The sequence below is a fragment of the Streptomyces sp. SLBN-8D4 genome (assembly GCF_049739545.1).
In the GTDB taxonomy this organism is placed as follows: domain Bacteria; phylum Actinomycetota; class Actinomycetes; order Streptomycetales; family Streptomycetaceae; genus Streptomyces; species Streptomyces canus_C.
In genome coordinates, this window is record NZ_JBMGQC010000001.1 from 7,250,482 (window position 1) to 7,276,336 (window position 25,855).

Consider the following 25,855-nt stretch of genomic DNA (forward strand, 5'->3'; position numbering starts at 1 on the left):
GGAACACTGATGGCGCCTGCCTCCACGTCCCCGACCGGACCGGAGGCAGGCGCCGTCGCATGCGCTCCTACGGCACCTTGAACGTCTCCCCGTACACCTGCCACTCCAGCGGTCGCCTCAGGCCCAGGTTCCCCTCGTCGAGGAACCGCCGCTGGGCCGTGTCGACGCGGGAGGTGTCGATGTCCGGGTCGCGGGTCTTCATGGCCGCGCGGCGGATGTCGAGGAAGGTGTCCAGGTACGTCTTCTCCGAGCCGCCCTCGGTCGGACTCCCGGCCTTCTCCAGGGCGCGTAGGCGCATGCCGTAGAAGCCGGTGGGGCCGGTGCCGGGGCCGTGGAAGACCATGGCGTCGTAGTAGACGAACTGGCCGAGGGCGCCGAGGCCGTCGAGCTTGGCGAGGCGGACCGCGGGGTCGAAGTAGACCCGGTCGCGGGCCGTGTCCTGGGCCTTCCGGAAGGCCGGGACCTCGGCCTCCGCCTTCCAGGCGGCCGTGAAGCCCGGGTCCAGGCCCTCGTGGGAGTCCGTGCCGTCGACCGCGCGCAGCGCGGGGAGGTACTTCGCGAGGCGGTTGTCCGGGTGGGCCTTCGTGTAGCCCTCGACGAGGGTGAGCAGGTCGTCGGTGCCGGTGCAGAAGCCGATGATGCCGGCCGTGTAGCCCTGTCCGTCGCCGATGTCCTCGATGTAGGCGTAGGCGCTGCGCCAGTCGAGGGTGGAGTTCTCGGCGCTCGCCACGAGCTGCTGCGCGAGGTCCTTCTCGGCGGGGGCGGCCAGGCCGGGCGGCGCGTCGGCGAGCACGTCGGCGTCGGCCGCGCCGGCGCCCCCCTCGGCCCAGGCTTTGGCGCCCTCGGCACCCTTGGCGTCCTCGGCCGCCTGCGAGCGGTAGGCGGAGGAGAGGTCGGGGCCCGCCCCTCCCGCGTCGGGATCCTCGGACGCGAGGAGATAGACCGACGCCGTGACGAGCACGGGGACGGCGGCGGCGAGGAGCAGGCGGGCGGGTTTCACCGAGCTCCCGTGAGTTCGGTGACCTTGGCCCAAGTGGACACCAGGAGCACCACCAGCAGGACGGCACACGCCCCCGCCTGCACCAGGGCGCGACGGCCGTCCCGGGGCGCGTACGCGTAGGCGAGGGTGACGACGGCTCCGGCCAGCAGGCCGCCGAGGTGGCCCTGCCACGACGTCAGCCCCGCGGAGATCAGCAGCCACAGCAGCAGGCCCGCCATGAAGCGGTTGACCTGGGCCATGTCGGCGCCGAGCCGGCGGGCCATCACGTAGTAGGCGGCCCCGAGCCCGAAGATCGCGCCGGACGCGCCGAGGGTGGGTGTGGTGGGCGCGATCAGCAGGACGAGGACCGAGCCGCCGAGCGCCGACAGCAGGTAGAGGGCGAGGTACCGGATCCGGCCGAGCTGGAGCTCGACCACGCGGCCGATGTTCCACAGCGACACCATGTTCATCACGATGTGCAGGATCCCGAACATGCCCCCGGTGGGCGGCAGATGGAGGAACGCGCCGGTCAGCAGCCGGTACCACTCGCCGTCGACGACACCCTCGATGTGGAAGTCGGCGGGGTATGCGGCCTGCCACACGTAGTGGCCGCCGTCCGGGCCCACCAGGCCGACGCCCAGCATCTCGAACCGGTCCACGATCGCCGGGCGCACGAGCTCGCCGACGTAGGCGAGCACGTTGAGGCCGATGAGGACGTACGTCACCAGCGGTACGGCCGTGATCCGCCCACCGAACGCGGTCCGGGCCTGCCGCACCGACCGCGTCCCCTCCCGCACGCACTCGGGGCACTGGTGGCCGACGGCCGCCTCCCGCATGCACTGCGGGCAGATGTACCGCTCGCAGCGGGTGCAGCGGACATGGGACTCCACCGTGGGATGGCGATAACAGGTGGTGAGGGTGGATTCGGGTTCCACGGCCGGCTCTCCTCGGAGTGACAGGGGTGATGATCGAGCCGGTGGGGTCGGCGGCGAACAAAATAGCGAACTCCGGTGGAGGGAGGCGGCGGCGGGGCCGTCGTCGGCCGTCCGCCCCGTTGGCTTCGCCGGACGACCGGGCCGTTGACCGACACCCACCGGGCGCGACGGCCGGTCAGGCGCTCCCAGCGGTTGCGGGCCGGGCTCGCGCGGGAGATGTTCGGGCCCGACACGCGGATCGCGAAACCGACGGTGGAGGAGTACCGGGAGGTCACCAGCGGCGACCACCACTGAGGACGGTCGCGCGGCACGCGTCGGGGCTGCCCCACGCGGTGCGCAGGGCGCGGGCCTTGGTGAGCCACAGGGACAGGTCGTACTCGGCCGTGTACCCGATGGCCCCGTGCAGCTGGAGCGCGGTACGGGCGGCCCGGTACGCCGCCTCGCACGCCGTGACCTTGGCGGCGGCGACGTCCTCCCGGGTCATCGTCAGGGCGGCTCCGAGGAGCAGGGGCCGCGCGAACTCCAACGCGATCTTCACGTCGGCGAGTTGGTGCTTGACCGCCTGGAAGGATCCGATGGGGACGCCGAACTGGGTGCGCTGCCTGACGTAGGAGACGGTCTTGTCGAGCAGCGCGAGTCCCACACCGAGAGCTTGGGCGGCGGTGGTGAGGCGGGCGGTGGTGAGGGCGCGTTCTGTGGCCGTGGCCACCTGGGGGCCGGTGGCGAGTCGTTGTCCCCCGGCGGGGAGGGGGAAGAGGCGGCGGGCGGGGTCCAGGGGCCGAAGGCCCTTCAGGGGCGCCGGGAACTGCGCGACCAGCCCCCACTCACCCGCACCCGAGATCGCCAGCCGTACGTCCGCCACGTCCGCGTCCGGCGCATACGACCCCGTCGTCACGGTCGCCACCGACTCGCCCGACGCCAGCGCTGGCAGCAGCAGCTTCGCCGGGCCGGTGTCGTCCAGCGCCGTGAGCAGCGTCGCCGCCGTCACCGTCTCCACCAAGGGGCCCGGTACCGCGTGCCGCCCCAACTCCACGAAGGCCACGGCGAGTTCCGCGGGGCGCGGCCCCAGCCCCTCGTATGCCTCCGGTACCGCCAGTGCGAACACGCCCGCTTCGGCGATACGGCCCCACAGTGCTCGCCCACGGGTGTGATCGCCGTGGCTCCAGTCCCGTACGGCGGAGGGCGTGTCGGCCGCGGTCAGCATCGAGTCCAGCGAGGCGGCGAACTCCCGCTGCTCCGGATCGAGGAGGAAACGCATCAGCGGCGGCCCTTCGGCAGACCCAGCAGGCGTTCGGCGATGATGTCGCGCTGGATCTCGTTCGTGCCGGCGTAGATGGGTCCGGCGAGCGCGAAGACATAGCGCTCGGACCAGTCCGGGTCCTCTTCCTCTCCCAGGAGGTCCAGGGCCGTCTCCGTGAGCGCGATGTCGTACTCGGACCAGAAGACCTTGTTGAGGCTGGACTCCGGGCCCAGCGTGTCACCGTCCAGGAAGCGGGAGGCGGACGCGTAGGTGAAGAGCTGGTACGCGCGGGCTCCGATCAGGGCGTCCGCGACCCGGTTCCCGGTCTCCCGCGGGCTTCCCTGGGCCTGCCAGAGCGCGGACAGCCGGTCGGCGGACGCCAGGAAACGGCCCGGTGAGCGCAGCATCAGCCCCCGTTCGTTGCCCGCCGTCGACATCGCGATCCGCCAGCCCTGGCCGGGCCCGCCGATGACGTCCTCGTCCGGCACGAACACGTCGTCCAGGAAGAGCTCGGCGAAGGCCGGTTTCCCGTCGAGGCGGCGGATGGGACGGACGGTGACGCCGGGCGCCCGCAGGTCGAACATCAGGTAGGTCAGGCCCTGGTGGGGTCTCGGGGTGTCCGGGTCGGTGCGGAAGAGCCCGAACGCGCGGTCCGCGAAGGCCGCCCGGGAGGACCAGGTCTTCTGGCCGCTGAGCAGCCAGCCCCCTTCCGTACGCACCCCCCTGGACCTCAGGGACGCCAGGTCCGAGCCCGCCTCCGGTTCCGACCAGGCCTGCGCCCAGACCGCCTCACCGGTGGCCATCGACGGCAGCACGCGCGCGCGTTGCTCCGGTGTGCCGTGGTCGAAGAGGGTCGGGGCGAGGAGGCTGATGCCGTTCTGGTTGACGCGCCCGGGTGCCCCCGCCGCGTAGTACTCCTCCTCGAAGACCAGCCAGCGGAGCAGCCCGGAGTCCCGGCCGCCGTACTCGCGGGGCCAGTTGACCACCGACCAGCGGTCCGCGGCGAGTTCGGCCTCCCACCCGCGGTGGGCCGCGAAACCCTCCTCGGTCTCCAGGGAGGGGAGCGGAGAGGCGGGCACATGCGCGCGCAGCCATGCGCGGGCCTCGGCACGGAAGGCCTCTTCCTCCTGCGTGAACGCCAGATCCATGGACACCCGTCCTTCCCTAACAAGTGTTTGGTAGGTTAGCGTGGCGCCATGACAGGCGTCGAGAGTCCGGTGTACGAACCGGGGCACGGGCTGCTGAAGGGGCGCACCGCCGTCATCACCGCCGCCGCCGGAGCGGGCATCGGCGGGGCGACCGCGCGCCGCTTCCTGGAGGAGGGCGCGCGCGTCCTGATCAGCGACGCGCACACGCGGCGGCTGAAGGAGTACGAGGCCGAGCTCGGACGAGGGTTCCCGGGAGCGGTGTCGGCCGTGCCCTGTGACGTCACCGACGAGGCGCAGGTGCGCGCGCTGTTCGACGCGGCCGCAGAAGAGCACGGGCGGCTGGACGTCGTCGTCAACAACGCCGGCCTCGGCGGCACTTCGGCGCTCGTCGACATGACCGACGAGCAGTGGTCCCGGGTCCTGGACGTGACCTTGAACGGCACCTTCCGGTGCACCCGCGCCGCCCTGCGGCTGATGCGGGACTCCGGCGGCGGGGTGATCGTCAACAACGCCTCCGTCGTCGGCTGGCGCGCGCAGGCGGGGCAGGCGCACTACGCCGCCGCGAAAGCGGGCGTGATGGCGCTGACCCGGTGCGCGGCGGTCGAGGCGGCCGGGTACGGCGTCCGGGTCAACGCGGTGTCGCCCAGCCTCGCCATGCACCCGCACCTGGTGAAGGTGACCTCGGCCGAGCTGCTGGAGGAACTGACCGGGCGCGAGGCCTTCGGGCGGTACGCCGAGCCCTGGGAGGTGGCCAACGTGATCGTGTTCCTGGCGTCGGGCTACTCCTCGTACATGACCGGCGAGGTCGTCGCCGTCAGCAGCCAACACGCCTAGGACAATGGACCTGTGCCGACCAAGAAGAAGCCCCAGGTGAGCGCGGCAGCCCCCGCCCGCCGCAGTGAACTCCTCGACACCGCCGCCGAGGTCTTCGCCGAACAGGGCTACAACGCCACGACCGTACGCAAGATCGCGGATCACGCGGGCATGCTCGCGGGCAGCCTCTACTACCACTTCGACTCCAAGGAATCGATGCTGGAGGAGATCCTGCGGACCTTCCTCGACGAGCTCTGGGACGGCTACGACACCGTCCTGGCCGCCGAACTCGGCCCGCGCGAGACGCTGGAGGCCCTGGTCACCGAGTCGTTCCGGGAGATCGACCGGCACCGCGCCGCCGTCGCGATCTACCAGAAGGAGAGCAAGCAGCTGGTGGCGCAGGAGCGGTTCGCGTTCCTCGCCGAGTCACAGCGCAGGTTCGAGAAGGCCTGGCTGTCCACGCTGGAGCGCGGGGTCGCGGCCGAGGTGTTCCGGGCCGACCTCGACGTACGGCTGACCTACCGGTTCGTGCGCGACACCGTGTGGGTCGCCGCGTCCTGGTACCGGCCCGGCGGACAGCACAGCCCGGAGGAGATCGCCCGGCAGTACCTGTCGATGGTGCTGGACGGGATCGCCGTACGTACCTAACTCATTGGGATGTCTGGGGAGTCGCCATGGCCGAGGCCTACATCGTCGAAGCGGTCCGCACGCCCGTCGGGCGGCGCGGGGGAGGGCTCAGCGGGGTCCACCCGGCCGACCTGGGCGCGCATGTGCTGAAGGCGGTCGTCGCGCGGGCCGGGGTCGACCCCGCGGCCGTCGAGGACGTCGTCTTCGGCTGCCTGGACGCGGTCGGGCCGCAGGCCGGGGACATCGCGCGCACCTCGTGGCTCGCCGCCGGGCTGCCCGAGGAGGTGCCCGGGGTGACCGTGGACCGGCAGTGCGGGTCCTCGCAGCAGGCCGTGCACTTCGCCGCGCAGGGCGTGCTGTCCGGGACACAGGACCTGGTGGTGGCCGGCGGGGTGCAGAACATGTCGATGATCCCGATCGCCTTCGCGACCCGGCAGGCCGCCGAGCCGCTCGGGCTGACCCAGGGGCCCTTCGCGGGCAGCGAGGGGTGGCGGGCCCGGTACGGGGACCGGGCGGTGAACCAGTTCGCCGGCGCCGAGATGATCGCCGGGAAGTGGGGGATCAGCCGCGAGGACCAGGAGGAGTTCGCGCTCCGGTCCCACCGGCGGGCCCTGCGGGCCATCGACGAGGGGCGCTTCGAGCGCGAGACGGTGGCCTACGGCCCGGTCGCGGTCGACGAGGGCCCGCGCCGGGACACCTCACTGGAGAAGATGGCCGGACTGAAGCCGGTGATCGAGGGCGGCACCATCACCGCGGCCTGCTCCTCGCAGGTCTCCGACGGAGCGGCGGCCATGCTGCTGGCCTCGGAGCGGGCGGTGCGCGAGCACGGCCTGACCCCACGCGCACGCGTGCACCACCTCTCCGTCCGCGGCGAGGACCCCATCCGGATGCTCACCGCCCCCATCCCGGCCACGGCGCACGCCCTGAAGAAGACCGGCCTCACCATCGACGACATCGACCTCGTCGAGATCAACGAGGCCTTCGCGCCGGTGGTGCTGGCCTGGCTGAAGGAAACGGGAGCCGACCCGGACAAGGTCAACGCCAACGGCGGCGCGATCGCCCTCGGGCATCCGCTGGGAGCGACGGGCGTGAAACTGATGACCACCCTGCTGCACGAACTGGAGCGCACGGGTGGGAGGTTCGGACTTCAGACGATGTGTGAGGGCGGGGGGCAGGCGAACGTGACGATCATCGAGAGGCTGTGAGGCCCTGAAGGACCTCCTCGGCCTCCTTCATGATCCGCTCCACCAGCTCCGCGCACGACGGCAGGTCGTCGATCACCCCGGCGACCTGCCCGGAGGCCATCACGCCGAGATCCGTACGGCCGTCCACCATCGCCGACTTGAGGAGCATCGGGGTGTTGGCGGCGAGGAGGACCTGGCTCCAGGTGAGGTCCTTGCCGTGTTTCATGGCGAGTCCGTCGCGCACCAGCTGCCGCCAGGTGAGCCCGGACAGCCGCCGGAAGCCGGCCGCCCTGCGAATGGCCCGCGCCAGGGACTTCGCGTGCCCGGAGTCCTCCAGCGCGGTCACCAGGTCGGTCCGCAGCATGCGGTGCGGAAGGCCGTCGACCGCCCGGGTCACCGTCACGTCCTTGACCGTCGCCGCCAGATAGCGCGCCTTCACCGCGTCCGGCACCGTCGAGTCCGAGGTGAGCAGGAACCGCGTGCCCATGGCGACCCCCGCCGCCCCGTACGCCAGCGCCGCGACCAGACCCCGCCCGTCGAAGAAGCCGCCCGCCGCCACGACCGGGATGTCCACCGCGTCCACCACCTGCGGCAGCAGGACCGTCGTCGCCACCTCCCCGGTGTGTCCGCCGCCCTCGCCGCCCTGCACGATCACCGCGTCCGCCCCCCAGCCCGCGACCTTCTCGGCATGGCGCCGGGCGCCGACGGACGGGACGACGACGATCCCCGCCTCCTTGAGCCGCGTGATCAGCCCGGGGGAGGGCGCGAGGGCGAAGGAGGCGACCCGGACCCCCTCCTCGATCATGATCCGCACCCGCTCCCCGGCGTCCGCCGCGTCGGCGCGGAGGTTGACCCCGAAGGGCGCGTCCGTGCGGGAGGCGACCTCACGGATCGCCTCCCGCAGCCGGTCGGTGGTCATCGTCGCGGACGCCAGGATGCCGAGCGCGCCGGCGTTCGCCGTCGCGGAGACCAGGCGCGGTCCTGCCACCCATCCCATCCCGGTCTGCACGACCGGGTGGCGGACCCCGACCAGCCGGGTGAACGCCGTGTCCATCAGGCGCCGACCTCCCGGGCGCGGGTATCGGCCGGGTCGAGCACCTCGCGGATCAACTCCAGTTCGCCGGCGGTCGGTTCGCGGGTGTACGGCACCTCGTCCGGTACGGCCAACTCGAAGCCGGTGGCCTCCCGGACCTGCTCCACGGTGACCCCGGGATGCAGCGAGGCCAGCCGCATCGAGCGGTCCGGGGTGTCGAAGTCGAACACGCCCAGGTCGGAGACGACCCGCGGGACGCGGTGGAAACGTGCCCCGGCGGCGTGGTCGTACCCGACTCCGCACACCATGTCGACCTTCTCCACGAACACCCGCCGGGAGTGCCTCGGCACCCAGTAACTGGTCGGGTTGTTCAGGGTGTTGACCGGTGCGCCCCGCACCCCGAGCAGCTGCCGCCTCGGCCTCGCCCAGTCGCCGATGCAGGAGATGTTCTGGTTGCCGTACCGGTCGATCTGGCTCGCGCCCATCATCACGTGCCGCCGCCCGCCGGTGACCAGGGCGAGGTGCTGACGGTAGGGCAGCCAGCCCTCGGGTGTGCCGTCCGGGCGGACCAGCAGGGCCTCGCCGTCGGTCAGCAGCAGGTCGGGGGAGAAGGTGAGACGGGCGAGCCGGGCGCCGACCGAGGGGATCAGGCCCATCGGGCTCGCCAGGATCTCGCCCGCGTCCCGCCAGGCCTCGGCGCAGGCGATCACGCAGTACTCACTCCGGGTCACGGTCATGAAGTCCTCCCCCGAGATACCGTGCGGCGAACTCCGGCCAGGGCGTGGTCGCGTACTCCCGCTGCAGGGCCTCGTCCCGGCCGTAGTCGGGGGCGCAGGAGGTGAAGTGCGCGCCGCCCGGAGCCTCGACCACGCCGGTCACCGTGTGCCGTTTGACGAGCAGCGACTGCGGCGGCGCGTCCTTGGTCAACTCCGCGGTCTCCACGATCCGTTCGCAGGAGACGTACGCGGTGTCGGCCGCCTCGCAGAACAGGTCGTCGAAGTACGGGTCGGGGCCGAGACACTGGCCGTTGCCCAGCCGGTCGGCGCGGTTCAGGTGCACCAGGGCGGCATCCATGCCGAGCGCGGGCATGGCCACGAACGTCTCCTGGTCGTCGTACGGCGAAGTCACCGTCCGCAGGCCCGGGTTGACCCGCATGACGTCCGAACCGATGCCCGCCCGCACCGGCAGGAACGGCAGCCGGTTGGCGGCCGCCCGCAGGCCCCACATGAACATGGCCTCGTCGACCTCCGTCAGCTCGAAGGCACCGGCCTCGCGAGCCGTCCGGTAGTGCGGTTCGAGGGGGATCGAGTCGAGGGTGACGAAGGCGGCGACGAGCTTGCGGATGCGCCCTGCGGCGGCGAGCATGCCGACGTCCGGGCCACCGTAGGAGACGATCGTCAGGTCGGTGACGTCCGAGCGCAGCAGCGCGCGCACCAGCGCCATCGGCTTGCGGCGCGAACCCCAGCCGCCGATGCCGAGGGTCATGCCGCTGTGCAGCCGGGAGACGACCTCGTCGGCCGTCATGGTCTTGTCGCTCACTCGGCCTCCCTGCCGAACCTGTCACGGACCCGGTCGGCGACCCCGCTGACGCTCGCCTCGTAGGTGAAGCCCTGTTCGTAGCGGTAACTGCGGCGGACGTCGACCGGGTCGATGCCGTTGATCGCGGCCTTGGCCAGGCGCAGCAGCTCGCCGTCCTTGGCGGCGATCTCGCGGGCCGACTCCAGGGCCGCGGCGGCGAGGTCGTCCCTCGGGACGACCTTCCACACGGCGCCGTGCCGGTGCAGTTCGGCGGCGGTGACCGTGCGGGAGGTGAAGTACAGGGCGCGCATGAGGTGCTGGGGGACCAGGCGGGCCAGGTGGGTGGCCGCGCCGAGGGCCCCGCGGTCCAGCTCGGGCAGACCGAAGGTGGCGTCCTCGCTCGCCACGATCACATCCGCGTTGCCCACCAGGCCGATGCCCCCGCCCAGGCAGAATCCCTGCACGGCCGCCACGACGGGCACCTCGCAGTCGTACACCGCCGAAAAGGCCTCGAAGCAACCGCGGTTGGCGCCGACGAGGGCGGCCGAGCCGCGCGTCTGGATCTCCTTGATGTCCACGCCCGCGTTGAAACCGCGCCCCTTGGCCGCCAGGACCACACATCTGGCCTCCGGATCACGGCCCGCCGCGCGCACGGCGTCGGCCAGGGCGAACCAGCCGTCCACCGCGAGGGCGTTCACCGGCGGGAAGTCGACCTCGATCAGGACGATCCCCTTTTCCGGGGACGAGGTGGAGACACCCATGGCCGCATCAGCTACCTTTCCACCAAACGTTTGTTAGGTGAAGGGTAGCGGTGAATGGAGCTGAGCGGGAGGGTCGTGGTCGTCACCGGCGGCACGCGCGGAGTCGGCGCCGGGATCGCCCGTTCCTTCGCGGAGGCAGGGGCGGAGGTCGTCGTCTGCGCGCGCAGACCGCCCGAAGTCCCCTTCCCGAAGGCGCGGTTCATGGAGCTGGACGTCCGGGACGCCGACGCCGTAGCGCACTTCTTCGCCGAACTGCCGCGCCTGGACGTCCTGGTCAACAACGCGGGCGGCGCCCCCTACCGGCTGCTCGCCGACGCCGGCCCCGAACGGCACGTCCGTGTCCTGGAGTTGAACCTCCTCGCCCCGCTCACGGTGTCCCTCGCCGCGTACGAACACCTGAAGCGGACCCGCGGCTCGATCGTCATGATCGGCAGCGTCAGCGGCGGCCGGCCCTCGCCCGGCGCCGCCGCGTACGGGGCGGCCAAGGCGGGCCTGGAGAACCTCGCCCGCTCGATGGCCGTGGAGTGGGCGCCGGACGTCCGGGTGAACACCCTGGTCGTCGGCATGGTCCGCACCGAGCAGTCGCAGCTGCACTACGGCGACGAGGAGGGCATCGCGGCGGTCTCCCGCACGGTCCCGCTCGGCCGCCTGGCCGAAGCCTCGGACGTGGGCGCGGCGGCCGTGTTCCTCGCCTCGGACGCCGCCGCGTACATCAGCGGGGCCTCGCTGCTGGTGCACGGCGGCGGGGAGCGGCCGGCGTTCCTCGACGCCGCAACGGTCAACAAGGAGACGTGAACCATCGACAAGGAGACGTGAGATGACCGGAATCTGCGACGGCCGGGTCGTCGTCGTCACCGGCGCGGGCCGCGGTCTCGGCCGCGCCCACGCGCTCGCCTTCGCCGCCGAGGGGGCACGGGTCGTCGTCAACGACCTCGGCGTGGGCCTCGACGGCACACCGGACCCCGAAAGCCCCGCCGTCCTCGTCGCCGAGGAGATCCGCGCGGCGGGCGGCGAGGCGGTCGCCCACGGCGGTGACATCGCGACCCCCGACGGTGCCGTCTCCCTCGTCCGGGCGGCCCTGGACACCTACGGCCGCCTCGACACCCTCGTCAACAACGCCGGGTTCCTGCGCGACCGGATGCTGGTGAACCTGGAGGAGGACGACTGGGACGCGGTGCTGCGCGTCCACCTGAAGGGCCACTTCCTGCCCCTGAAGCACGCGGCCGCGCACTGGCGGGCGGAGACGAAGGCGGGCCGCACACCGGTGGCCAGGATCGTCAACACCTCCAGCGGGGCAGGCCTGTCGGGCTCGGTGGGACAGGGCAACTACAGCGCCGCGAAGGCCGGGATCGTCGGCCTCACCCTGGTCGCGGCGGCCGAACTCGCCCGCTACGGCGTCCAGGTCAACGCGATCGCCCCCGCGGCACGGACCAGGATGACGGAGCGGACGTTCGCCGACACGATGGCCGTTCCGTCCGACGGCTTCGACGCGATGGCTCCGGAGAACGTGTCCCCGCTGGTCGTGTGGCTGGGCTCGGCGGAGTGCGCGGGGGTGACCGGCCGGGTCTTCGAGGCGGAGGGCGGCCGGATCACGGTGATGGAGGGCTGGCGGCCGGGCCCGACCACCGACAGAGGCGCGAGGTGGACCCCGGCGGAGGCGGGGGAGACGGCACGGAAGCTGCTCGGCGAGGCGGAGACACCGGCCCCGGTGTATGGCGCGTGACTGGACCTACCCAGGGGCGCGGGGCTGCATCGATCTGCGGCTCCGCCGCGCGTGCGCGACCGGCCACAGGACGTGTGCGGACGGGTGCAAACCCTAGGTGTCGCACTCCAGAACCGTCCGGCACACAGCACATCGCGCCCGCACCCGCCCGCGCACAGGCACTCGGATCCGCTGGTGGCAGGTGGGGCAGGGGAAGGACACCCGCAGCCGCCCGCCCCCGTCGGGGGTGAACGTATAGGGCACCCCGGGCTGCGGACCCGGACCCGCGTGCCGGCGGTCGCGGGCGTACCGGCGCCTGCCCGCCCACCCCGCGGCGGTGAGCGGCGGCTGCTGCTCGTCCTGGCGGGCCTGCGCCATCCCCTTCACATACGCCGTGTACGCCTGCGCGCTGGTGAACCACACCGAGGGATCCTCCCCGAACACCAGCGACCGCTTCGCCAGCACGTACCCGAACTCCTCCGGCGTGAGATACCCCAGCTTCTGCGACGACGCCGCGTCCTCCCGGTAGGCGTCCAGCAGCAGCCACCCCGCCCCCAGATAGGTCGTCGCCGTGTCCGTGAGGATCTCGTTCTCCCGCACCCCCGGGAAGGAGAGGTCCAGCCGGTGCAGATACACGTGCATGACCTCGTGGGCCAGTGCCGCGCCGATGTCCCGCCGATGGGTGCGGAAACGGTCGTTCAGCTCGACGAAGTACTCCGGGCCCGCGGTGAGTTCGACGTTCGCCGCATGGGTCATCTCCCGGAAGCTGACCACGAACCGCGCGTCCGGCAGCCGGTAGTGCCGCACCAGCTCCCGGGCCACCCGCTGCGCCCCGAGATAGAGGTCGTCGGTGTCGCAGAACGCCACGTCCACCGGCGCCACGCTCGTCGCGAACGTCTGGACGGTGTCGTAGGAGAGCCGCTTGTAGAGCGCGTTGATCGAGGCCCGCACCGTCTCCAGGTGCGGGTAGCCGTGCCGGACCGGTCCGTCGTTCGTCACGCCCGTACCCCCAAGACGCCCAGAACCCGATTCCACTCTACGAGGTCGCGGGCGGATTCTCGTGGGTCGGATCCGGCGCACGGAGCCGGATCGCGGGCCCGTCCGCCGGTGCCTCCTCCAGCTCCAGCACCCACACGTCGTTGCCGCCCTCCCGCAGCACCGGGCCGGGCACGTACAGCGTCCGCTGCGGGCCCGCGGACCAGTACCGGCCGAGGTTGAAGCCGTTGACCCACACGAACCCCCGGGTCCAGCCCGGCAGCTCAAGCACCGCGTCCCCGGCACCGCGCACGCTCACCTCACCCCGGTACAGCCCCGCCGAGCCGTCCCCGGGAACCGCCCCGAAGCCGATCCCGGTCACGGAGTCCAGCGCGTCGAGGCGCAGCCCCCGCGCCCGCACCCCGTGCAGGAACTGCCGCTCGTGCAGCAGCCCCCCGGTGATCCCCTTGGCCTCCCCGCTCCTGGGCCCGTAGTTGACCCGCCCCAGCGACTCCACCCACAGCTCCACGCGCGCGTACCCCGCGACCGGCTCCTTGAGCTGTACGTCGTCCTCGGTGAGCACCCCGGCCCGCTCCCCGTCCACGTACACCACCGCGAGATCCCGCAGCCCCCGAGCGATCAGCGGGTACGGCTGCCGCGGCCCCGGCACGGTCACCTCGTACCGCACCAGCCCCCGGTCGACGTCCAGCTCCTCGAAGGTCGGCGGCACAGGGCCCTCGTGGACCGGTCCGCCGCGCTTCTCCAGGACCGCGGACAGGGAAGCCCATCCGGTCAGGTCCACGTCAGTCATGGCACCCAACACCTCCGGCGCGGGCGGCAGCTCCGCCACCGGACCGTACGCGGACAGCACCTCACGGAAGCGCCAGAACTTCTCCGTCGGCCTGCCGTACTCGTCGATCGGCGCGTCGTAGTCGTACGACGTCACGTCCGGCTCCAGCGGACCGTCGTGCAGCGCGCCCCCGCCCCGGTTGGCGCCCGCCCAGCCCGCGAAGTTCGTGCCCCCGTGCGCCATGTACAGGTTCACCGAGGCCCCGCACTCCAGGATCTCCCGCAGCGCCGCGGCCGCGTCCCCGGCGTCCCGTACGACGGGCCCACCGCCCCAGTGCTCGAACCAGCCGCACCAGAACTCCATGCACATCAGCGGGCCGTCCGGCCGGTACCGGCGCAGCGCCTCGAAGGCCGTACGGGCGCCGGAGCCGAAGTTCACCGTGGCGAGGACACCCGGGACCGAGCCGCCGGTGAGCATGTGGTCCTCGGGGCCGTCCGAGGTGAACAGCGGCACCGTGACGCCCTCCGCGCGCAGCAGCTCGGTCAGCCGCAGGAGATACGCGGCATCCGAGCCGTAGCTGCCGTACTCGTTCTCCGCCTGGACCATGATCACCGGGCCGCCGCGGTCGATCTGCCGCTCCACGACCTGCGGCAGCAGCCGCCCGAACCAGCGCTCCACCTGCCCCAGGTACACCTCGTCGCTCGTGCGTGCGTGCCCCTTGAGCCAGTGCGGCAGACCGCCGTTCTCCCACTCCGCGCAGATGTAGGGACCGGGGCGCACGATCGCCCACAGGCCCGCCTCCCGGGCCGCGTCCAGGAACCGGCCCAGCGCCTCCACGTCCCGGACGTCACCCGGGTGCGGCTCGTGCAGGTTCCACGGCACGTACGTCTCCACACAGTTGAGGCCCATCGCCCGCAACATCGCCAGCCGGTGCCCCCACCCGGCCTCGTGCACCCGGAAGTAGTGCAGCGCGCCGGACAACAGCCGCACCGGCCGGCCGTCCAGCAGGAAATCGGTTTCACCCACCGTCAACTCGCTCATAGGCTCCACCCTCGCCACTGGCGGCGATCAGGTCCATGGACAAAGATCGGCGCTGCTTGGACCGAAGCGCATGCAAGGAGCGCGATGTACCACACCTGGATGCGATTCCTCACCCCCAGCCCCGTCCACCACCGCCTGGGCGTGGTCTGCCTGGGAGTCGGACTCCAGTACGGCGCGCTGCCGACCGTCGGCCCCCGCACCCTCGACAGCCACGTCGCCGTCGTCATCAGCACCGGCACCGGGTGGTACGAGACCCCCGACGGCCGCCGTACGACCGTCACCGCGCCCTCGCTGCTGTGGCTCACCCCCGGCATCCCGCACCACTACGCACCCGACCCGGAAACCGGCTGGGACGAGGGGTTCGTCGGCTTCACCGGCCCCGCGACCGCCACCTACACCGAACTCGGCTACATCGAACCCGACCGCCCCGTCGTGCCCCTCTCCGACGCCACAGGCCCGCGCGCGGTCATCGCCCGCATCGCCCGCGCCGCCCGCCGCGACAACCCCCTCCTGGAGGTCGAGACCGGCGCCGCCGTCCACGAACTCCTCGTCGCCCTGCGCCGCGCCCGCGCCGACCTCGCCCCCGACGGCGACCCCGTCCTCAAAGCCCTCGCCCGCGACGCCTTCAAACCGATGTCCGTCGCCGACCACGCCACCCGGCACGGCATGACCCTCGCCGAACTGCGCACGGCCGTCCGCCGCGGCGCCGGCTGCAGCCCCAAGGACTACCTCCTCGGCATCCGCCTCGGCCGCGCCAAGGAACTCCTCGCCGCCACCGAACTCCCCGTCGCCGCCGTCGCCCGCCGCGTCGGCTACGACGACCCCGCCTACTTCTCCCGCCTGTTCACCCGCCGCGTCGGCATGGCCCCGATCCGCTTCCGCGCCCAGGAGAGCCGGACGGTGCCCGGGGGTTGGAGCAACCAGGTACCGGATCCGGACGATCCGCCGAGGGTTTGAGGGGGTGGGGTCGAGGGGGCCGGCTGCGGGGTTCGGGGGCGGTCGGTCTGGTGGGGTCTGACGGTCTGGGTTCCGGGGCTGGGTGGTCTGTTGTGGGTGTGGGGGCCGGGTTCGGGGTCTGCCGGTCCGTTGCGATCGTTCGGGGTTCCCGGGCCGGGCGGTCCTTTGGAGGGGCGGGGCCCGCCCTCGGGGCGGGCGGTCCGCTGAGGATCTGATCACCTGGGTTCGGGATCTCGGCGTCGGCTGCGATCCGGGGGCCGGGCCCTCGGGTTGGCTTCGGCGCCCAGGGGCCGGTGGACCGGACCCTCGATCCTGCTGATCCTGCTGATCCTGCTGATCCTGCTGATCCTGCTGATCCTGCTGATCCGGCGAGCGGGCGGACGTCCGGGCCTCCGGCGGGGCCGTTGCGCCGGGTAGTAGATCACCTGGCGCACCGCTCTGGCCGTTTCGTCGGCAGCGCAGGTTCAGGCCCTCCGCTCTGGCCGTTTCGTCGGCAGCCAAGGTCCAGGCCCCCCGCTCCGGCCGGTCCGCCGACAACGTCCGGGCCCCCGCTCCGGCCGATCCGCCGACAGGCGACGTCCAGGCCCTCCGCTCCGGCCGGTCCGCCGACAGGCGACGTCCAGGCCCTCCGCTCCGGCCGATTCGCCGACAGGCGACGTCCAGGCCCTCCGCTCCGGCCGATCCGACGGCGAACCGTTCACCCCGTCCCCTTAGGGTTGTCGCCCATGACCACCAGCAACACCGGATCCGGTGACGTCGAGCCCGCCGTCCGTGAAGAGCTCGGACGGCTGCGCGACAGCATCGACAACATCGACGCGGCCGTCGTCCACATGCTCGCCGAGCGCTTCAAAGCCACCCAGCAGGTCGGCCACCTCAAGGCCCGCCACCAGCTGCCGCCCGCCGACCCGGCCCGCGAGGCCCGCCAGATCGAGCGGCTGCGCACCCTCGCCGAGAACGCCAAACTCGACCCGGCCTTCGCTGAGAAGTTCCTGAATTTCATCATCGCCGAGGTGATCAGACACCACGAGCGCATCGCCGAGGACACCGTCGACGACCCCACGCCGCCGGCCGATTGACCTCGCCGGACGCCCCGGGGAGGTGACACGGGCGCCCGCACCCGGCATGCTGCGCTGTGCACTCCTTGTCAGCCCGCGAGCACTCCGTGTCAGTGCACGGAGGTAGGCTGGCTGTCCGCGAGGGAGGGACGTCGGGCCATGCCTTCGGATGCCAAGATCCTCATCGTCGACGACCACGAGGACACGCTCTACGCCCTGGAGAGCGCCCTGGCCCCCCTGGGCTACCGGCTCGGCCGCGCCACCAGCGGTGACGAGGCCCTCAAGCAGGTGCTCCGCGGCCAGGTCGGCCTCCTGCTCCTCGACGTACGGATGCCCGGCGTCAGCGGCCTCGACGTGGTCCGCTACATGCGGCGCCTGGAGCAGACCCAGCACATCCCCGTCGTCCTGCTCACCGGCTTCGGCCCCGACCACGAACTGACCTCCGCCGCCTTCGCCCTCGGCGTCGCCGACCTCGTGTTGAAACCCATCGACCCCTGGGCCCTGCGCACCAAGGTCCGCTACCTCTTCGACACCCACCGCCGCCACCTCGCCCTCGAACACGAGGTGCGGGAGTTACGGGCCCTCGTCAAGGACCACGGCGAGGACAAAGGCCACGACGAGGAGGACGGCAACGCGGCCGCCCGCCACCGCGCGCTCCCCGCCCCGGACGCCCGCGTACCGGTCCAGCGCATCAACGGGGCGCACACCGGGGAGCTCGAACAGGACCGGACATAAGGCGTGTACCGATCCGCCTCTGTGAGTTGCCCGTGCCATCAGGCAGCATGTCCTGCATGTCCGTACTGACGCGCGACGAAGCGCAGACCCGTGCCAAGCTCCTCGACGTTCACCACTACGCCATCGCGCTCGACCTCACCACCGGCGACGAGACCTTCACGTCCCGGACCGTCGTCCGGTTCACCGCGCGCACGCAGGCGGACACCTTCGTCGAACTCAAGCCGGCCGAACTGCGGGAGGCCACCCTCGACGGCCACCCCCTCGACCCGGAGACCCTCGAGGACAACCGGCTGCCCCTCAAGGCCCTGACCGCCGGCGAGCACGAACTGCGCATCGACGCCGTCATGCGGTACTCCCGCACCGGCGAGGGCATGCACCGCTTCACCGACCCCACCGACGGCGAGACCTACGTCTACACCCAGCTGTTCATGGAGGACGTCCAACGCGTCTTCGCCGCCTTCGACCAGCCCGACCTCAAGTCCGTCTTCGACCTGTCGGTCAAGGCCCCCGCAGGCTGGAGCGTCCTCGCCAACGGCATCACCACCGACCTCGGCGACGGCCACTGGCAGGCCGCCGCCACGCCCCTGATCTCCACCTACCTCGTCGCCGTGGCCGCCGGCCCCTGGCACTCCGTGCGCACCGAACACCGCGGCCTGCCCTTCGGCATCCACTGCCGCCGCTCGCTGGCCCCCTACCTGGACCCGGACGCCGACGAGATCTTCGAGATCACCAGGCAGTGCTACGACCGCTACCACGAGAAGTTCGAGGAGCCCTACCCCTTCGACTCCTACGACCAGGCGTTCGTCCCCGAGTTCAACGCCGGCGCCATGGAGAACCCCGGCCTCGTCACCTTCCGCGACGAGTTCGTCTACCGCTCCGCCGTAACCGACACCGAACGCCAGACCCGCGCCATGGTCATCGCCCACGAGATGGCCCACATGTGGTTCGGCGACCTCGTCACCCTGCGCTGGTGGGACGACATCTGGCTCAACGAGTCCTTCGCCGAGTACATGGGCTACCAGACCCTCACCGAGGCCACCCGCTTCACCGACACCTGGGTCGACTTCGGCGTCATGCGCAAGGGCTGGGGCTACGACGCCGACCAGCGTCCCTCCACCCACCCCGTCGCCCCCGAAGCCGTCGACGACACGGCATCGGCCCTGCTGAACTTCGACGGCATCTCCTACGCCAAGGGCGCCTCCGCACTGCGCCAGCTGGTCACCTGGCTCGGCGAGAAGGACTTCCTCGCCGGCATCAACACCCACTTCGCCCGCCACCGGTTCGCCAACGCCGCCCTCGCCGACTTCATCGACTCCCTCGCCTCCGCCACCGAACGCGACGTCCACGCCTGGGCCGACGCCTGGCTGCGCACCACCGGCGTCGACACCCTGCGGCCCGTGGTCACCCCCGGCGAGGAAGGCACGTACACCCTCCAGGTCGAACACAAGGGCAGCCGCCCGCACCGCATCGCCGTCGGCCTCTACGACCTCGACGTCGCCGACGAGGGCCGCCACCTCGTCCTGCGCGAACGCCTCGACCTCGACGTCCCGCAGAGCACCCCGCAGCCCATCGGCAAGCGCCCCACCCTCCTCCTCCTCAACGACGGCGACCTCACCTACACCAAGGTCCGCTTCGACCCCGAGTCCTTCAAAGCGGTCACCGAGACCCTCTCCGGCCTGCCCTCGCCCCTGAGCCGCGCCGTCGTCTGGAACGCCCTCAGGGACGCGGTCCGCGACGGCGAACTCCCGCCCACCGCCTACCTGGACGCCGCCCGCACCCACCTCCCGCACGAGACCGACCTCGCCCTCGTCCAGGGCGTCCTCGCCTTCGCCTCCACCTACGTCGCCGACCGCTACGTCACCCCCGAACAGCGCCCCGCCGCCCTCGCCACCCTCTCCTCCCTGTGCCGCGACCTCATCCGCCGCACCGAGGACGGCGACAACCCCGGCCTGCGCCTCATCGCCGTCCGCCACAGCGTCAACGCCGCCGCCCACCCCGACACCATCGCCGCCTGGCTCGCCGACGGCACCGTCCCCGGCGGCCCCGAACTCGACCCCGAACTGCGCTGGCGCGTCCTCGCCCGCCTCGCCGTCCTCGGCGCCACCGACGAGAGCGCCATCGCCGCCGAACTCGCCCGCGACCCCTCCGCCACCGGCCAGGAAGGCGCCGCCCGCTGCCGCGCCGCCCTGCCCACGGAAGAGGCCAAGGCGCAGGCCTGGGAAGCGATGTTCACCCGCGACGACCTCTCCAACTACCTGTTCACCGCCACCGCCCAGGGCTTCTGGCAACCCGAACAGACCGACCTCGTACGGCAGTACGTGCCCCGCTACTACGAGGACGCCGTCGCCCTCGCCGCGCGCCGCGGGCCCGCGATCGCCGACGCCGCCGGCCGCTGGGCGTTCCCCGACCACGCCATCGACGAGGACAACCAGGCCCTCGGCCAGGCCTGTCTGCGCGACGCCGACCCCATCCCCGCCCTGCGCCGCAAACTGGTCGACCAACTCGACGACCTGGGACGCGCGCTGCGCGTGAGGCAGTCGTAGAGCGGATTTTCCCCGTACGGGAGTACCCCCTTCCGGGTCAGGATCGTTGAACTCTCCGGGCGCGCCCAGGCAACCGCGTCCAAGCTGGAAGCCACCAGCGCCCCCGGAGGTCGACGATGAGCACGCCGCCCCTGGCCTCAGGCCCCGAAGGCCCCTCCTCGCTGCGTCCGTTGCTCGACACGGTCCTGGCCGCGCTGGGGGAGGGGGCCCGCCTGAGGGGAGGGCCACTGCCGGCCGGAGGCCCGCCCGAGGTGGCCGAGCGGATGCGGGCCGCGGTCGGGGACGTACTCCCGGAAGAGGGCGATCCGGAGGCCCTACGGCGCCTGGTGCGCGCCTTGGCGGAAGGCTCCGCGGACCCGGCGGACCCTTTCTGCGCGGCCCACCTCCACTGCCCGCCTCTCGCGGTGGCCGCAGCGGCAGACCTGGCCGCCTCCGTGCTCAACCCGTCCCTGGACTCCTGGGACCAAGCCCCGGCAGCCTCGGAGCTTGAGGCGCTGGTGACACGTGCACTGGCAAACGAGGTCTACGCAGACCCACCCAGGGGCGCAGGGCCGTATCGACATACGGCTCCGCCGCGGGGCGCGACAAGCCCCCACCGGCCCGACGCTCTGATCACAACCGGTGGCACGGAATCCAACCAACTCGCCCTCCTCCTGGCCAGAGAAACCCTGGGCCCCGGCGTCCGCCTCGTCTGCGGCGAAAACGCCCACCACTCCCTCCCAAGGTCCGCCTGGCTCCTGGGCCTGCCCGAGCCGGTGATCGTCCCCACTCCTCACGGCACCCTCGACCCCGCAACCCTCGAAACACTCCCACCAGGACCGCTGCTCATCGCGGCCACCGCGGGCACCACCGACGCCGGCCTCATCGACCCCCTCCCCGAGATCGCCGCCCTGTGCGCACACCGCGGAGCCCGCCTGCACGTGGACGCGGCCTACGGCGGAGGACTCCTCTTCAGCGCACGGCACAGAGCCAAGCTCACCGGCCTGAGCGCCGCGGGCACCGTCACCCTCGATCTCCACAAACTCGGCTGGCAACCCGTCGCCGCAGGACTCCTCGCCGTCCGCGACGCCCAAGACCTCGCCGCCCTGACCCACCGCGCGGACTACCTCAACGCCGACGACGACACCGAAGCCGGCCTCCCCGACCTCCTGGGCCGCTCCCTGCGCACCACCCGCCGCCCCGACGTCCTCAAGACCGCCGTCACGCTGAAAACCCTCGGACGCACGGGACTGGGCGCACTCGTCGACCAAGTCTGCGGCCTCGCAAGGGAGTTCGCGCGACTCATCGACGAACACCCCGGGTTCGAACTCCAGGCACCGCCCACCATCAGCACGGTCCTGTTCCGACCCGCAGGCGCCACCGACGACGCCGTAGCGGCCGTACGCCGACAACTCCTCACCGACGGACGTGCCGTGCTCGGCCGGGCCCGCACCGACGGCCGGCTCTGGCTCAAGGCCACCCTCCTCAACCCCACCACCCGGCCGGCCGACCTCGCCGGACTCCTGCACCTCGTGGAAGGAACCACCCCCCGATGAACCCCCACCCCCCACACCACGAGCCCGACGCACCCCGCGACCTCGTCGGCATCGGCATCGGACCCTTCAACCTCTCCCTCGCCGCCCTCGCCCAGCCCCTCACCGCACTCGACACCGTCTTCTACGACCAACGCCCCGCCTTCGGCTGGCACCCCGGGCTCCTCATCGACGGCGCCACCATCCAGGTCCCCTTCCTCGCCGACCTGGTGACCCTCGCCGACCCCGCCAGCGAATGGACCTTCCTCAACTACCTCAAAACCCGCGAGCGCCTGTTCCCCTTCTACTTCGCCGAGCGCTTCCACATCCAGCGCGCCGAATACGACGCCTACTGCCGCTGGGTCGCCGAGAACCTCCCCGGACTCCACTTCAGCCACCAGGTCGACGCCGTCCGGTTCAACCCCGAACGCGACGTCTTCGAAGTCGACTTCACCCAGCTCGACACCGACGGCGAAGCCGAAGCACTGGGCCGCACCTACACCAAGAACATCGTCCTCGGCATCGGCACCGAGCCCTACGTGCCGGAGCCGTTGAAGCCCCTCGTCGAGGCGCCCGGCGTGCCCGTCATCCACGCCACCGACTACCTCGACCACCGCCACACCCTCCTCGCCGCCGACCACGTCACCGTCGTCGGCTCAGGACAGTCCGGCGCCGAGATCTTCCTCGACCTCCTCCGCCACCGCCCCACCGGCCGCGAAAAACTCCACTGGCTCGGCCGCACCGAGGCCTTCGCACCCATGGAGTACTCCAAGCTCGGCCTCGAACACTTCACCCCCGACTACACCCGCTACTTCCACGCCCTGTCGGAAAGCGTCCGCGACCGCCTCGGCACCACCCAATGGCAACTCCACCGCGGCATCGACACCGACACCATCGCCGCCATCCACGACGAGCTCTACCGCCGCACCCTGCACGGCGGCTGGCCCGACACCGTCCTCACCCCCGGCGTCCGCGTCCGCACCGCCGGCAGAATCGCCACCACGAAGATCGAACTCCACCTCGAACACATCCAGCAGGGCACCCGCTCCCGCCTCACCACCGACGCCGTCGTCCTCGCCACCGGCCACCGCGAACGACCGCTCGACCGCATCCTCGCCGGACTCGACCCCTACATGCGCCGCGACAGCCGCGAACGCCCCCGCGTCGACGAACACTTCCGCCTCGCCCTCGACCCGTCCGTCACCGGCGCCGACTGCCACGTCTACGTCCAGAACGCCGAACGGCACACCCACGGCGTCGGCACCCCCGACCTCGGCCTCGCCGCCTGGCGCAGCGCCACCATCCTCAACACCCTCACCGGCAAGGACGCCTACCCCCTCCCCACCCGCACCGCCTTCACCACCTTCGGCCTCGAAGACCGGCTGCCCCTCATCCCACCCGCCCGCAAGGCCTCCGTCCTGACACCCCTCGTCGAAGGACGGTAGGAAACCGGCGACGGCCTCCACGCCAACGGCGCCGGCGTGAAAGTCATCGCCGGCGCCGTGGACACCACCCTGCTCAGCCTCTAGAAGACCGGCGTACCGTCCCGCGTGAGCCTCCAGTCCACCGACGCGAACTCCTTCGGGTCCAGCACGCCCTTCGCGGTCACCCACTCCGCGATCCGCGTCCGGATCTCCGTCGACTCCGACCACAGCTCGGTGGCCGAGGCCACGTGCGGGAACGCCCCGCCACCGTTCGCCCGGTAGTTGTTCACCGCGAACACGAACTTCTGCGCGTCGTCCAGCGCGGCACCGTTGAAGGTCAGGTTCTTGATCCGCGAACCCGCCGCCTGAGCGATGTCGATGTCGTACGACAACCCCGACACGTAGTCGTAGTTGTAGTCCGGACGGTTGCCCGCGTTCGTCAGCTTCTCCACGTCCACCACCGCGCCCGCCGCCGTCCGCACGAAGTACTCCGCCGAGTACTCCAGGTACGCCCTGACCTGCGCACCCGTCAGCAACTTCGCCACCAGCGTGTTGTCGTACACATACAGGCTGGACAGGTCCCGGATCGTCACGGAGCCCGCCGGGATCTCCGACGTCCGCGAGAACGGCGACGCCTGCGCGATCACGGGCAGCGAGGCGTACTCCGTACCCGCCAGCGCCGCCTTGACCACGTCCTCCTGCACCTTCGTGATCAGGTCGATGATCGGCGCGTCCTTGTAGCGCGCCTCGACCGTCGTCAGCGTCTCAGTCGCCGTACCGACCACCTGGTTCACATACTTCACGACGACGTCGTGATCGGCCTTCAGCAGCTTCGTGATCTTCGGGTCGTCCGCGACCGAGTTCGAGTTCAGCACCTTGGACGACACAGACTCGACCGACCAACGCCCCTTCGCGAAGACCAGCTCGATGTCGAACAGCGACAACCGCTCCGCGTACGCCAACGGCTCCGACAGCACGACCGTCTTCCCGGTCTTCGCGTTGGTGACCTTCAGCTCCGGAATCTCCACATGCGCATGCCCCACCAGGATCGCGTCGATCCCCGGCACCTGCTGCGCCACCAGCGCCGCCGAGTTCTCGACATACGGCAACTGGTCACCGTACGACGACGTACCCGACGAACCCGAGTGCGCCGACACGACCACCACGTCCGCACCCATCGACCGCAGCTTCGGCACCCACTTCGCCGCCTGCTCCTCAAGCCCCGGGAACGTCAACTTCCCCTGCACATAGGCCTTGTCCCAGATCGCGATACCCGGATTCGTCAGACCCAGCACCGCCACCTTCACCGGCGGCGCGCCCTTCACACGGAACTTCTTGATGAAGAACGGCGGGAAAGCCGGCTTCAGCGTCTTCGCGTCCAGCGCGTTCGCGCCAAGCAGCGGGAAGTCGCACTGCTCCTCGAACTTCCGCAGCGTCTCGATGCCGTAGTTGAACTCGTGGTTGCCCAGCGCCACCGCGTCGTACCCGATGGCGTTCATGGCCGCGGCCATCGGGTGGACGGGACCGCCCTTCGCGGTGATCGGGTCGACCTTCGCGTAGTAGTACGTCAGCGGCGTCCCCTGGATCGTGTCGCCCGCGTCCAGCAGCAGTGTGTTGCAGCGGCCCTTCTCCGCACGGACCTGGTTCACCAGCGTCGAGATCCGCGACAGACCCTGCGCGTTGCCCGCGGTGTCCTTGTACTCCGCGTCCTTGAAGTAGTCCCAGTTGAAGACATGACCGTGCAGGTCGGTGGTGCCCATCACGGTCAGCGAGTACCGCTTCTCGCGCCCCTTCCCGGCCTCCGCGGCCTGGGCGGCCGGAGCACCCACGGCACCGGCCAGCGCGACACCCGCACCGGTCACGGCGGACTTCTCCAGGAACTTCCTGCGGTTCAAGGCCATGTCTTGATCTCCTCGGGGAACGGTCAACAACGCGCGTAGATTCTGACCCGCACATGGCGAACGGCAACAGCCCCCGCAGGTTTCGATCTGATGACCCGACCAGCCACCGACCGGGTCCGTAACCGGCCAACAACTGACACAGTGGGTCGTTATGGCCACCGACTCCGTTCCCTACGGCACCCCCGACGCCCCCCGCATCGCCGTCCGCGGCGAAGCCCACCTCGAAGTCGACCCCGAGATCGCCCGCATCAGCGTCACCGTCGCCTCCCGCGGCAAGGACCGCCGCACCGCCCTCGACGACCTCACCCGCCGCAACACCGCCGCCCTCGACCTGCTGAAGTCCTACGGCGACGCGGTCGAACACCTGGAAACCGGCTCCTTCTCGGTCACCCCGGAACTCAAGGAACACGGCCGCGGCGAACGCGTCCACGCCTACCACGGCCACGTCCACATCACCGCGGAACTCACCGACTTCACGGCCCTCGGGGAACTGACGACCCGACTGGCCGACCAGGAGTTGACGCGGGTCGACGGACCATGGTGGGCCCTGCGCCGCGACTCACCCGCCTACCGGGAAGCCCGCCAACAGGCCGTACGGGAAGCCGTCCAGCGGGCGAGGGAGTACGCGGAGGCCCTGGGTACGTCACTGGCGTCCTTGGTCGAACTGGCCGACATCGGCGCCGAGGACCCCGAACCCCGCTTCGTCGGCAAGGCCAGCCGCGCACGCTCCATGGCCTACGAGGCAGCGGCCGACACCTCGGCCGCCCCACTCGACCTCGAACCCCAACGCCAACACGTCCACGCCCAGGTCAACGCACGCTTCACCATGGCACCACCCGCACTGTGAGCGTCACTCGAATTTGCATTCGGAATGCTCATCAGAGCGGGGTGGCGCACACTTCAACCCTTGTCAACAACCCTTCACCCAGAGGTTGTTGAGTCGTCATACCTCCCCAATTCCCTACCCATCGGTAAGGTCTAGG

Annotated in this window: 24 protein-coding genes; 13 read left to right on the top strand and 11 right to left on the bottom strand. The window is 71.4% G+C overall.

Annotation, left to right across the window (positions count from 1 at the left end; translation table 11 throughout):
- Positions 1 to 67: 67 nt before the first annotated feature.
- Both RKD20_RS32915 and RKD20_RS32920 read right to left on the bottom strand, forming a co-directional pair.
- Positions 68 to 1,000 carry a chitosanase gene (locus tag RKD20_RS32915; protein WP_424880875.1) on the bottom strand — a complete coding sequence of 311 codons (933 nt, stop codon included), beginning with the start codon at positions 998 to 1,000 and terminating at the stop codon, positions 68 to 70.
- On the bottom strand, positions 997 to 1,914 hold the full coding sequence (locus RKD20_RS32920) for a rhomboid family intramembrane serine protease (RefSeq protein WP_424880876.1): 918 nt from the start codon (positions 1,912 to 1,914) through the stop codon (positions 997 to 999). Before RKD20_RS32920 ends, RKD20_RS32915 begins: the two co-directional genes overlap by 4 nt.
- A gap of 144 nt (positions 1,915 to 2,058) precedes the next feature.
- On the opposite strand from RKD20_RS32920, the gene RKD20_RS32925 reads away from it, so the two are divergent.
- Positions 2,059 to 2,208: a hypothetical protein gene (locus RKD20_RS32925; RefSeq protein ID WP_424880877.1), complete on the top strand. Its 150-nt coding sequence runs from the start codon at positions 2,059 to 2,061 to the stop codon at positions 2,206 to 2,208.
- Here the strand turns inward: RKD20_RS32925 and RKD20_RS32930 are convergent.
- Positions 2,186 to 3,172 carry an acyl-CoA dehydrogenase family protein gene (locus RKD20_RS32930; protein WP_424880878.1) on the bottom strand — a complete coding sequence of 329 codons (987 nt, stop codon included), beginning with the start codon at positions 3,170 to 3,172 and terminating at the stop codon, positions 2,186 to 2,188. The two genes, RKD20_RS32925 and RKD20_RS32930, sit on opposite strands and share 23 nt — an antisense overlap.
- Positions 3,172 to 4,302, bottom strand: coding sequence for an acyl-CoA dehydrogenase family protein (locus RKD20_RS32935; protein WP_424880879.1), 1,131 nt, complete (start codon positions 4,300 to 4,302; stop codon positions 3,172 to 3,174). The genes RKD20_RS32930 and RKD20_RS32935 overlap by 1 nt, the downstream gene beginning before the upstream one ends.
- A gap of 48 nt (positions 4,303 to 4,350) precedes the next feature.
- Here RKD20_RS32935 and RKD20_RS32940 point away from each other — a divergent pair, with 48 nt between their 5' ends.
- Genes RKD20_RS32940 through RKD20_RS32950 form a run of 3 tightly spaced genes read left to right on the top strand, consistent with a single transcriptional unit; the run spans position 4,351 to position 6,947 of the window.
- Complete coding sequence (locus RKD20_RS32940; protein WP_424880880.1) at positions 4,351 to 5,136, top strand: SDR family oxidoreductase; 786 nt, start codon at positions 4,351 to 4,353, stop codon at positions 5,134 to 5,136.
- A 12-nt stretch (positions 5,137 to 5,148) separates the two neighbouring features.
- Positions 5,149 to 5,763, top strand: a complete 615-nt coding sequence (locus tag RKD20_RS32945) for a TetR/AcrR family transcriptional regulator (protein ID WP_424880881.1) — start codon at positions 5,149 to 5,151, stop codon at positions 5,761 to 5,763.
- A 26-nt stretch (positions 5,764 to 5,789) separates the two neighbouring features.
- A complete protein-coding gene (locus tag RKD20_RS32950) occupies positions 5,790 to 6,947 on the top strand; it encodes an acetyl-CoA C-acetyltransferase (protein ID WP_424880882.1) in 1,158 nt (385 codons plus the stop codon).
- On the opposite strand, the gene RKD20_RS32955 is transcribed toward RKD20_RS32950, so the two are convergent.
- From RKD20_RS32955 to RKD20_RS32970, 4 genes are read right to left on the bottom strand one after another with little or no spacing between them, the layout of a single operon-like run.
- Positions 6,931 to 7,980, bottom strand: coding sequence for an NAD(P)H-dependent flavin oxidoreductase (locus RKD20_RS32955; protein ID WP_424880883.1), 1,050 nt, complete (start codon positions 7,978 to 7,980; stop codon positions 6,931 to 6,933). The two genes, RKD20_RS32950 and RKD20_RS32955, sit on opposite strands and share 17 nt — an antisense overlap.
- A complete protein-coding gene (locus RKD20_RS32960; protein WP_424880884.1) occupies positions 7,980 to 8,696 on the bottom strand; it encodes a CoA-transferase subunit beta in 717 nt (238 codons plus the stop codon). Before RKD20_RS32960 ends, RKD20_RS32955 begins: the two co-directional genes overlap by 1 nt.
- Entirely contained in the window at positions 8,677 to 9,498 is an 822-nt protein-coding gene (locus RKD20_RS32965) for a CoA transferase subunit A (protein WP_424880885.1), read from the bottom strand. Before RKD20_RS32965 ends, RKD20_RS32960 begins: the two co-directional genes overlap by 20 nt.
- The gene (locus RKD20_RS32970; RefSeq protein ID WP_424880886.1) at positions 9,495 to 10,238 is read right to left on the bottom strand and encodes an enoyl-CoA hydratase family protein; all 744 of its coding nucleotides are present in this window, start codon (positions 10,236 to 10,238) and stop codon (positions 9,495 to 9,497) included. Before RKD20_RS32970 ends, RKD20_RS32965 begins: the two co-directional genes overlap by 4 nt.
- 54 nt (positions 10,239 to 10,292) lie before the next feature.
- Between RKD20_RS32970 and RKD20_RS32975 the strand changes: the two genes are divergently transcribed.
- Together RKD20_RS32975 and RKD20_RS32980 are read left to right on the top strand one after the other, a co-directional pair.
- Positions 10,293 to 11,033 carry an SDR family oxidoreductase gene (locus RKD20_RS32975; RefSeq protein WP_424880887.1) on the top strand — a complete coding sequence of 247 codons (741 nt, stop codon included), beginning with the start codon at positions 10,293 to 10,295 and terminating at the stop codon, positions 11,031 to 11,033.
- A 22-nt stretch (positions 11,034 to 11,055) separates the two neighbouring features.
- Entirely contained in the window at positions 11,056 to 11,961 is a 906-nt protein-coding gene (locus RKD20_RS32980; RefSeq protein WP_424880888.1) for an SDR family oxidoreductase, read from the top strand.
- 93 nt (positions 11,962 to 12,054) lie between these two features.
- Here the strand turns inward: RKD20_RS32980 and RKD20_RS32985 are convergent, their stop codons facing one another.
- Both RKD20_RS32985 and RKD20_RS32990 read right to left on the bottom strand, forming a co-directional pair.
- On the bottom strand, positions 12,055 to 12,939 hold the full coding sequence (locus RKD20_RS32985) for a hypothetical protein (RefSeq protein ID WP_424880889.1): 885 nt from the start codon (positions 12,937 to 12,939) through the stop codon (positions 12,055 to 12,057).
- Between the two features lie 37 nt (positions 12,940 to 12,976).
- On the bottom strand, positions 12,977 to 14,746 hold the full coding sequence (locus RKD20_RS32990) for a glycoside hydrolase family 35 protein (protein WP_424880890.1): 1,770 nt from the start codon (positions 14,744 to 14,746) through the stop codon (positions 12,977 to 12,979).
- Between the two features lie 84 nt (positions 14,747 to 14,830).
- Here RKD20_RS32990 and RKD20_RS32995 point away from each other — a divergent pair, with 84 nt between their 5' ends.
- From RKD20_RS32995 to RKD20_RS33020, 6 genes are all read left to right on the top strand, one after another.
- Positions 14,831 to 15,703, top strand: a complete 873-nt coding sequence (locus tag RKD20_RS32995) for a helix-turn-helix domain-containing protein (protein ID WP_359421676.1) — start codon at positions 14,831 to 14,833, stop codon at positions 15,701 to 15,703.
- 725 nt (positions 15,704 to 16,428) lie between these two features.
- On the top strand, positions 16,429 to 16,779 hold the full coding sequence (locus tag RKD20_RS33000; protein ID WP_424880891.1) for a chorismate mutase: 351 nt from the start codon (positions 16,429 to 16,431) through the stop codon (positions 16,777 to 16,779).
- Between the two features lie 138 nt (positions 16,780 to 16,917).
- Positions 16,918 to 17,493, top strand: a complete 576-nt coding sequence (locus RKD20_RS33005) for a response regulator (RefSeq protein ID WP_424880892.1) — start codon at positions 16,918 to 16,920, stop codon at positions 17,491 to 17,493.
- A gap of 56 nt (positions 17,494 to 17,549) precedes the next feature.
- The gene (gene pepN, locus RKD20_RS33010) at positions 17,550 to 20,036 is read left to right on the top strand and encodes an aminopeptidase N (RefSeq protein WP_424880893.1); all 2,487 of its coding nucleotides are present in this window, start codon (positions 17,550 to 17,552) and stop codon (positions 20,034 to 20,036) included.
- 116 nt (positions 20,037 to 20,152) lie between these two features.
- On the top strand, positions 20,153 to 21,571 hold the full coding sequence (locus tag RKD20_RS33015; protein WP_424880894.1) for a pyridoxal phosphate-dependent decarboxylase family protein: 1,419 nt from the start codon (positions 20,153 to 20,155) through the stop codon (positions 21,569 to 21,571).
- On the top strand, positions 21,568 to 22,992 hold the full coding sequence (locus RKD20_RS33020) for a lysine N(6)-hydroxylase/L-ornithine N(5)-oxygenase family protein (protein WP_424880895.1): 1,425 nt from the start codon (positions 21,568 to 21,570) through the stop codon (positions 22,990 to 22,992). The genes RKD20_RS33015 and RKD20_RS33020 overlap by 4 nt, the downstream gene beginning before the upstream one ends.
- Before the next feature lie 80 nt (positions 22,993 to 23,072).
- Here the strand turns inward: RKD20_RS33020 and RKD20_RS33025 are convergent, their stop codons facing one another.
- Entirely contained in the window at positions 23,073 to 24,872 is a 1,800-nt protein-coding gene (locus tag RKD20_RS33025; RefSeq protein ID WP_424880896.1) for a bifunctional metallophosphatase/5'-nucleotidase, read from the bottom strand.
- 151 nt (positions 24,873 to 25,023) lie between these two features.
- Here RKD20_RS33025 and RKD20_RS33030 point away from each other — a divergent pair, with 151 nt between their 5' ends.
- Positions 25,024 to 25,719, top strand: a complete 696-nt coding sequence (locus RKD20_RS33030) for an SIMPL domain-containing protein (protein WP_424880897.1) — start codon at positions 25,024 to 25,026, stop codon at positions 25,717 to 25,719.
- The last annotated feature ends 136 nt before the right edge of the window (positions 25,720 to 25,855 follow it).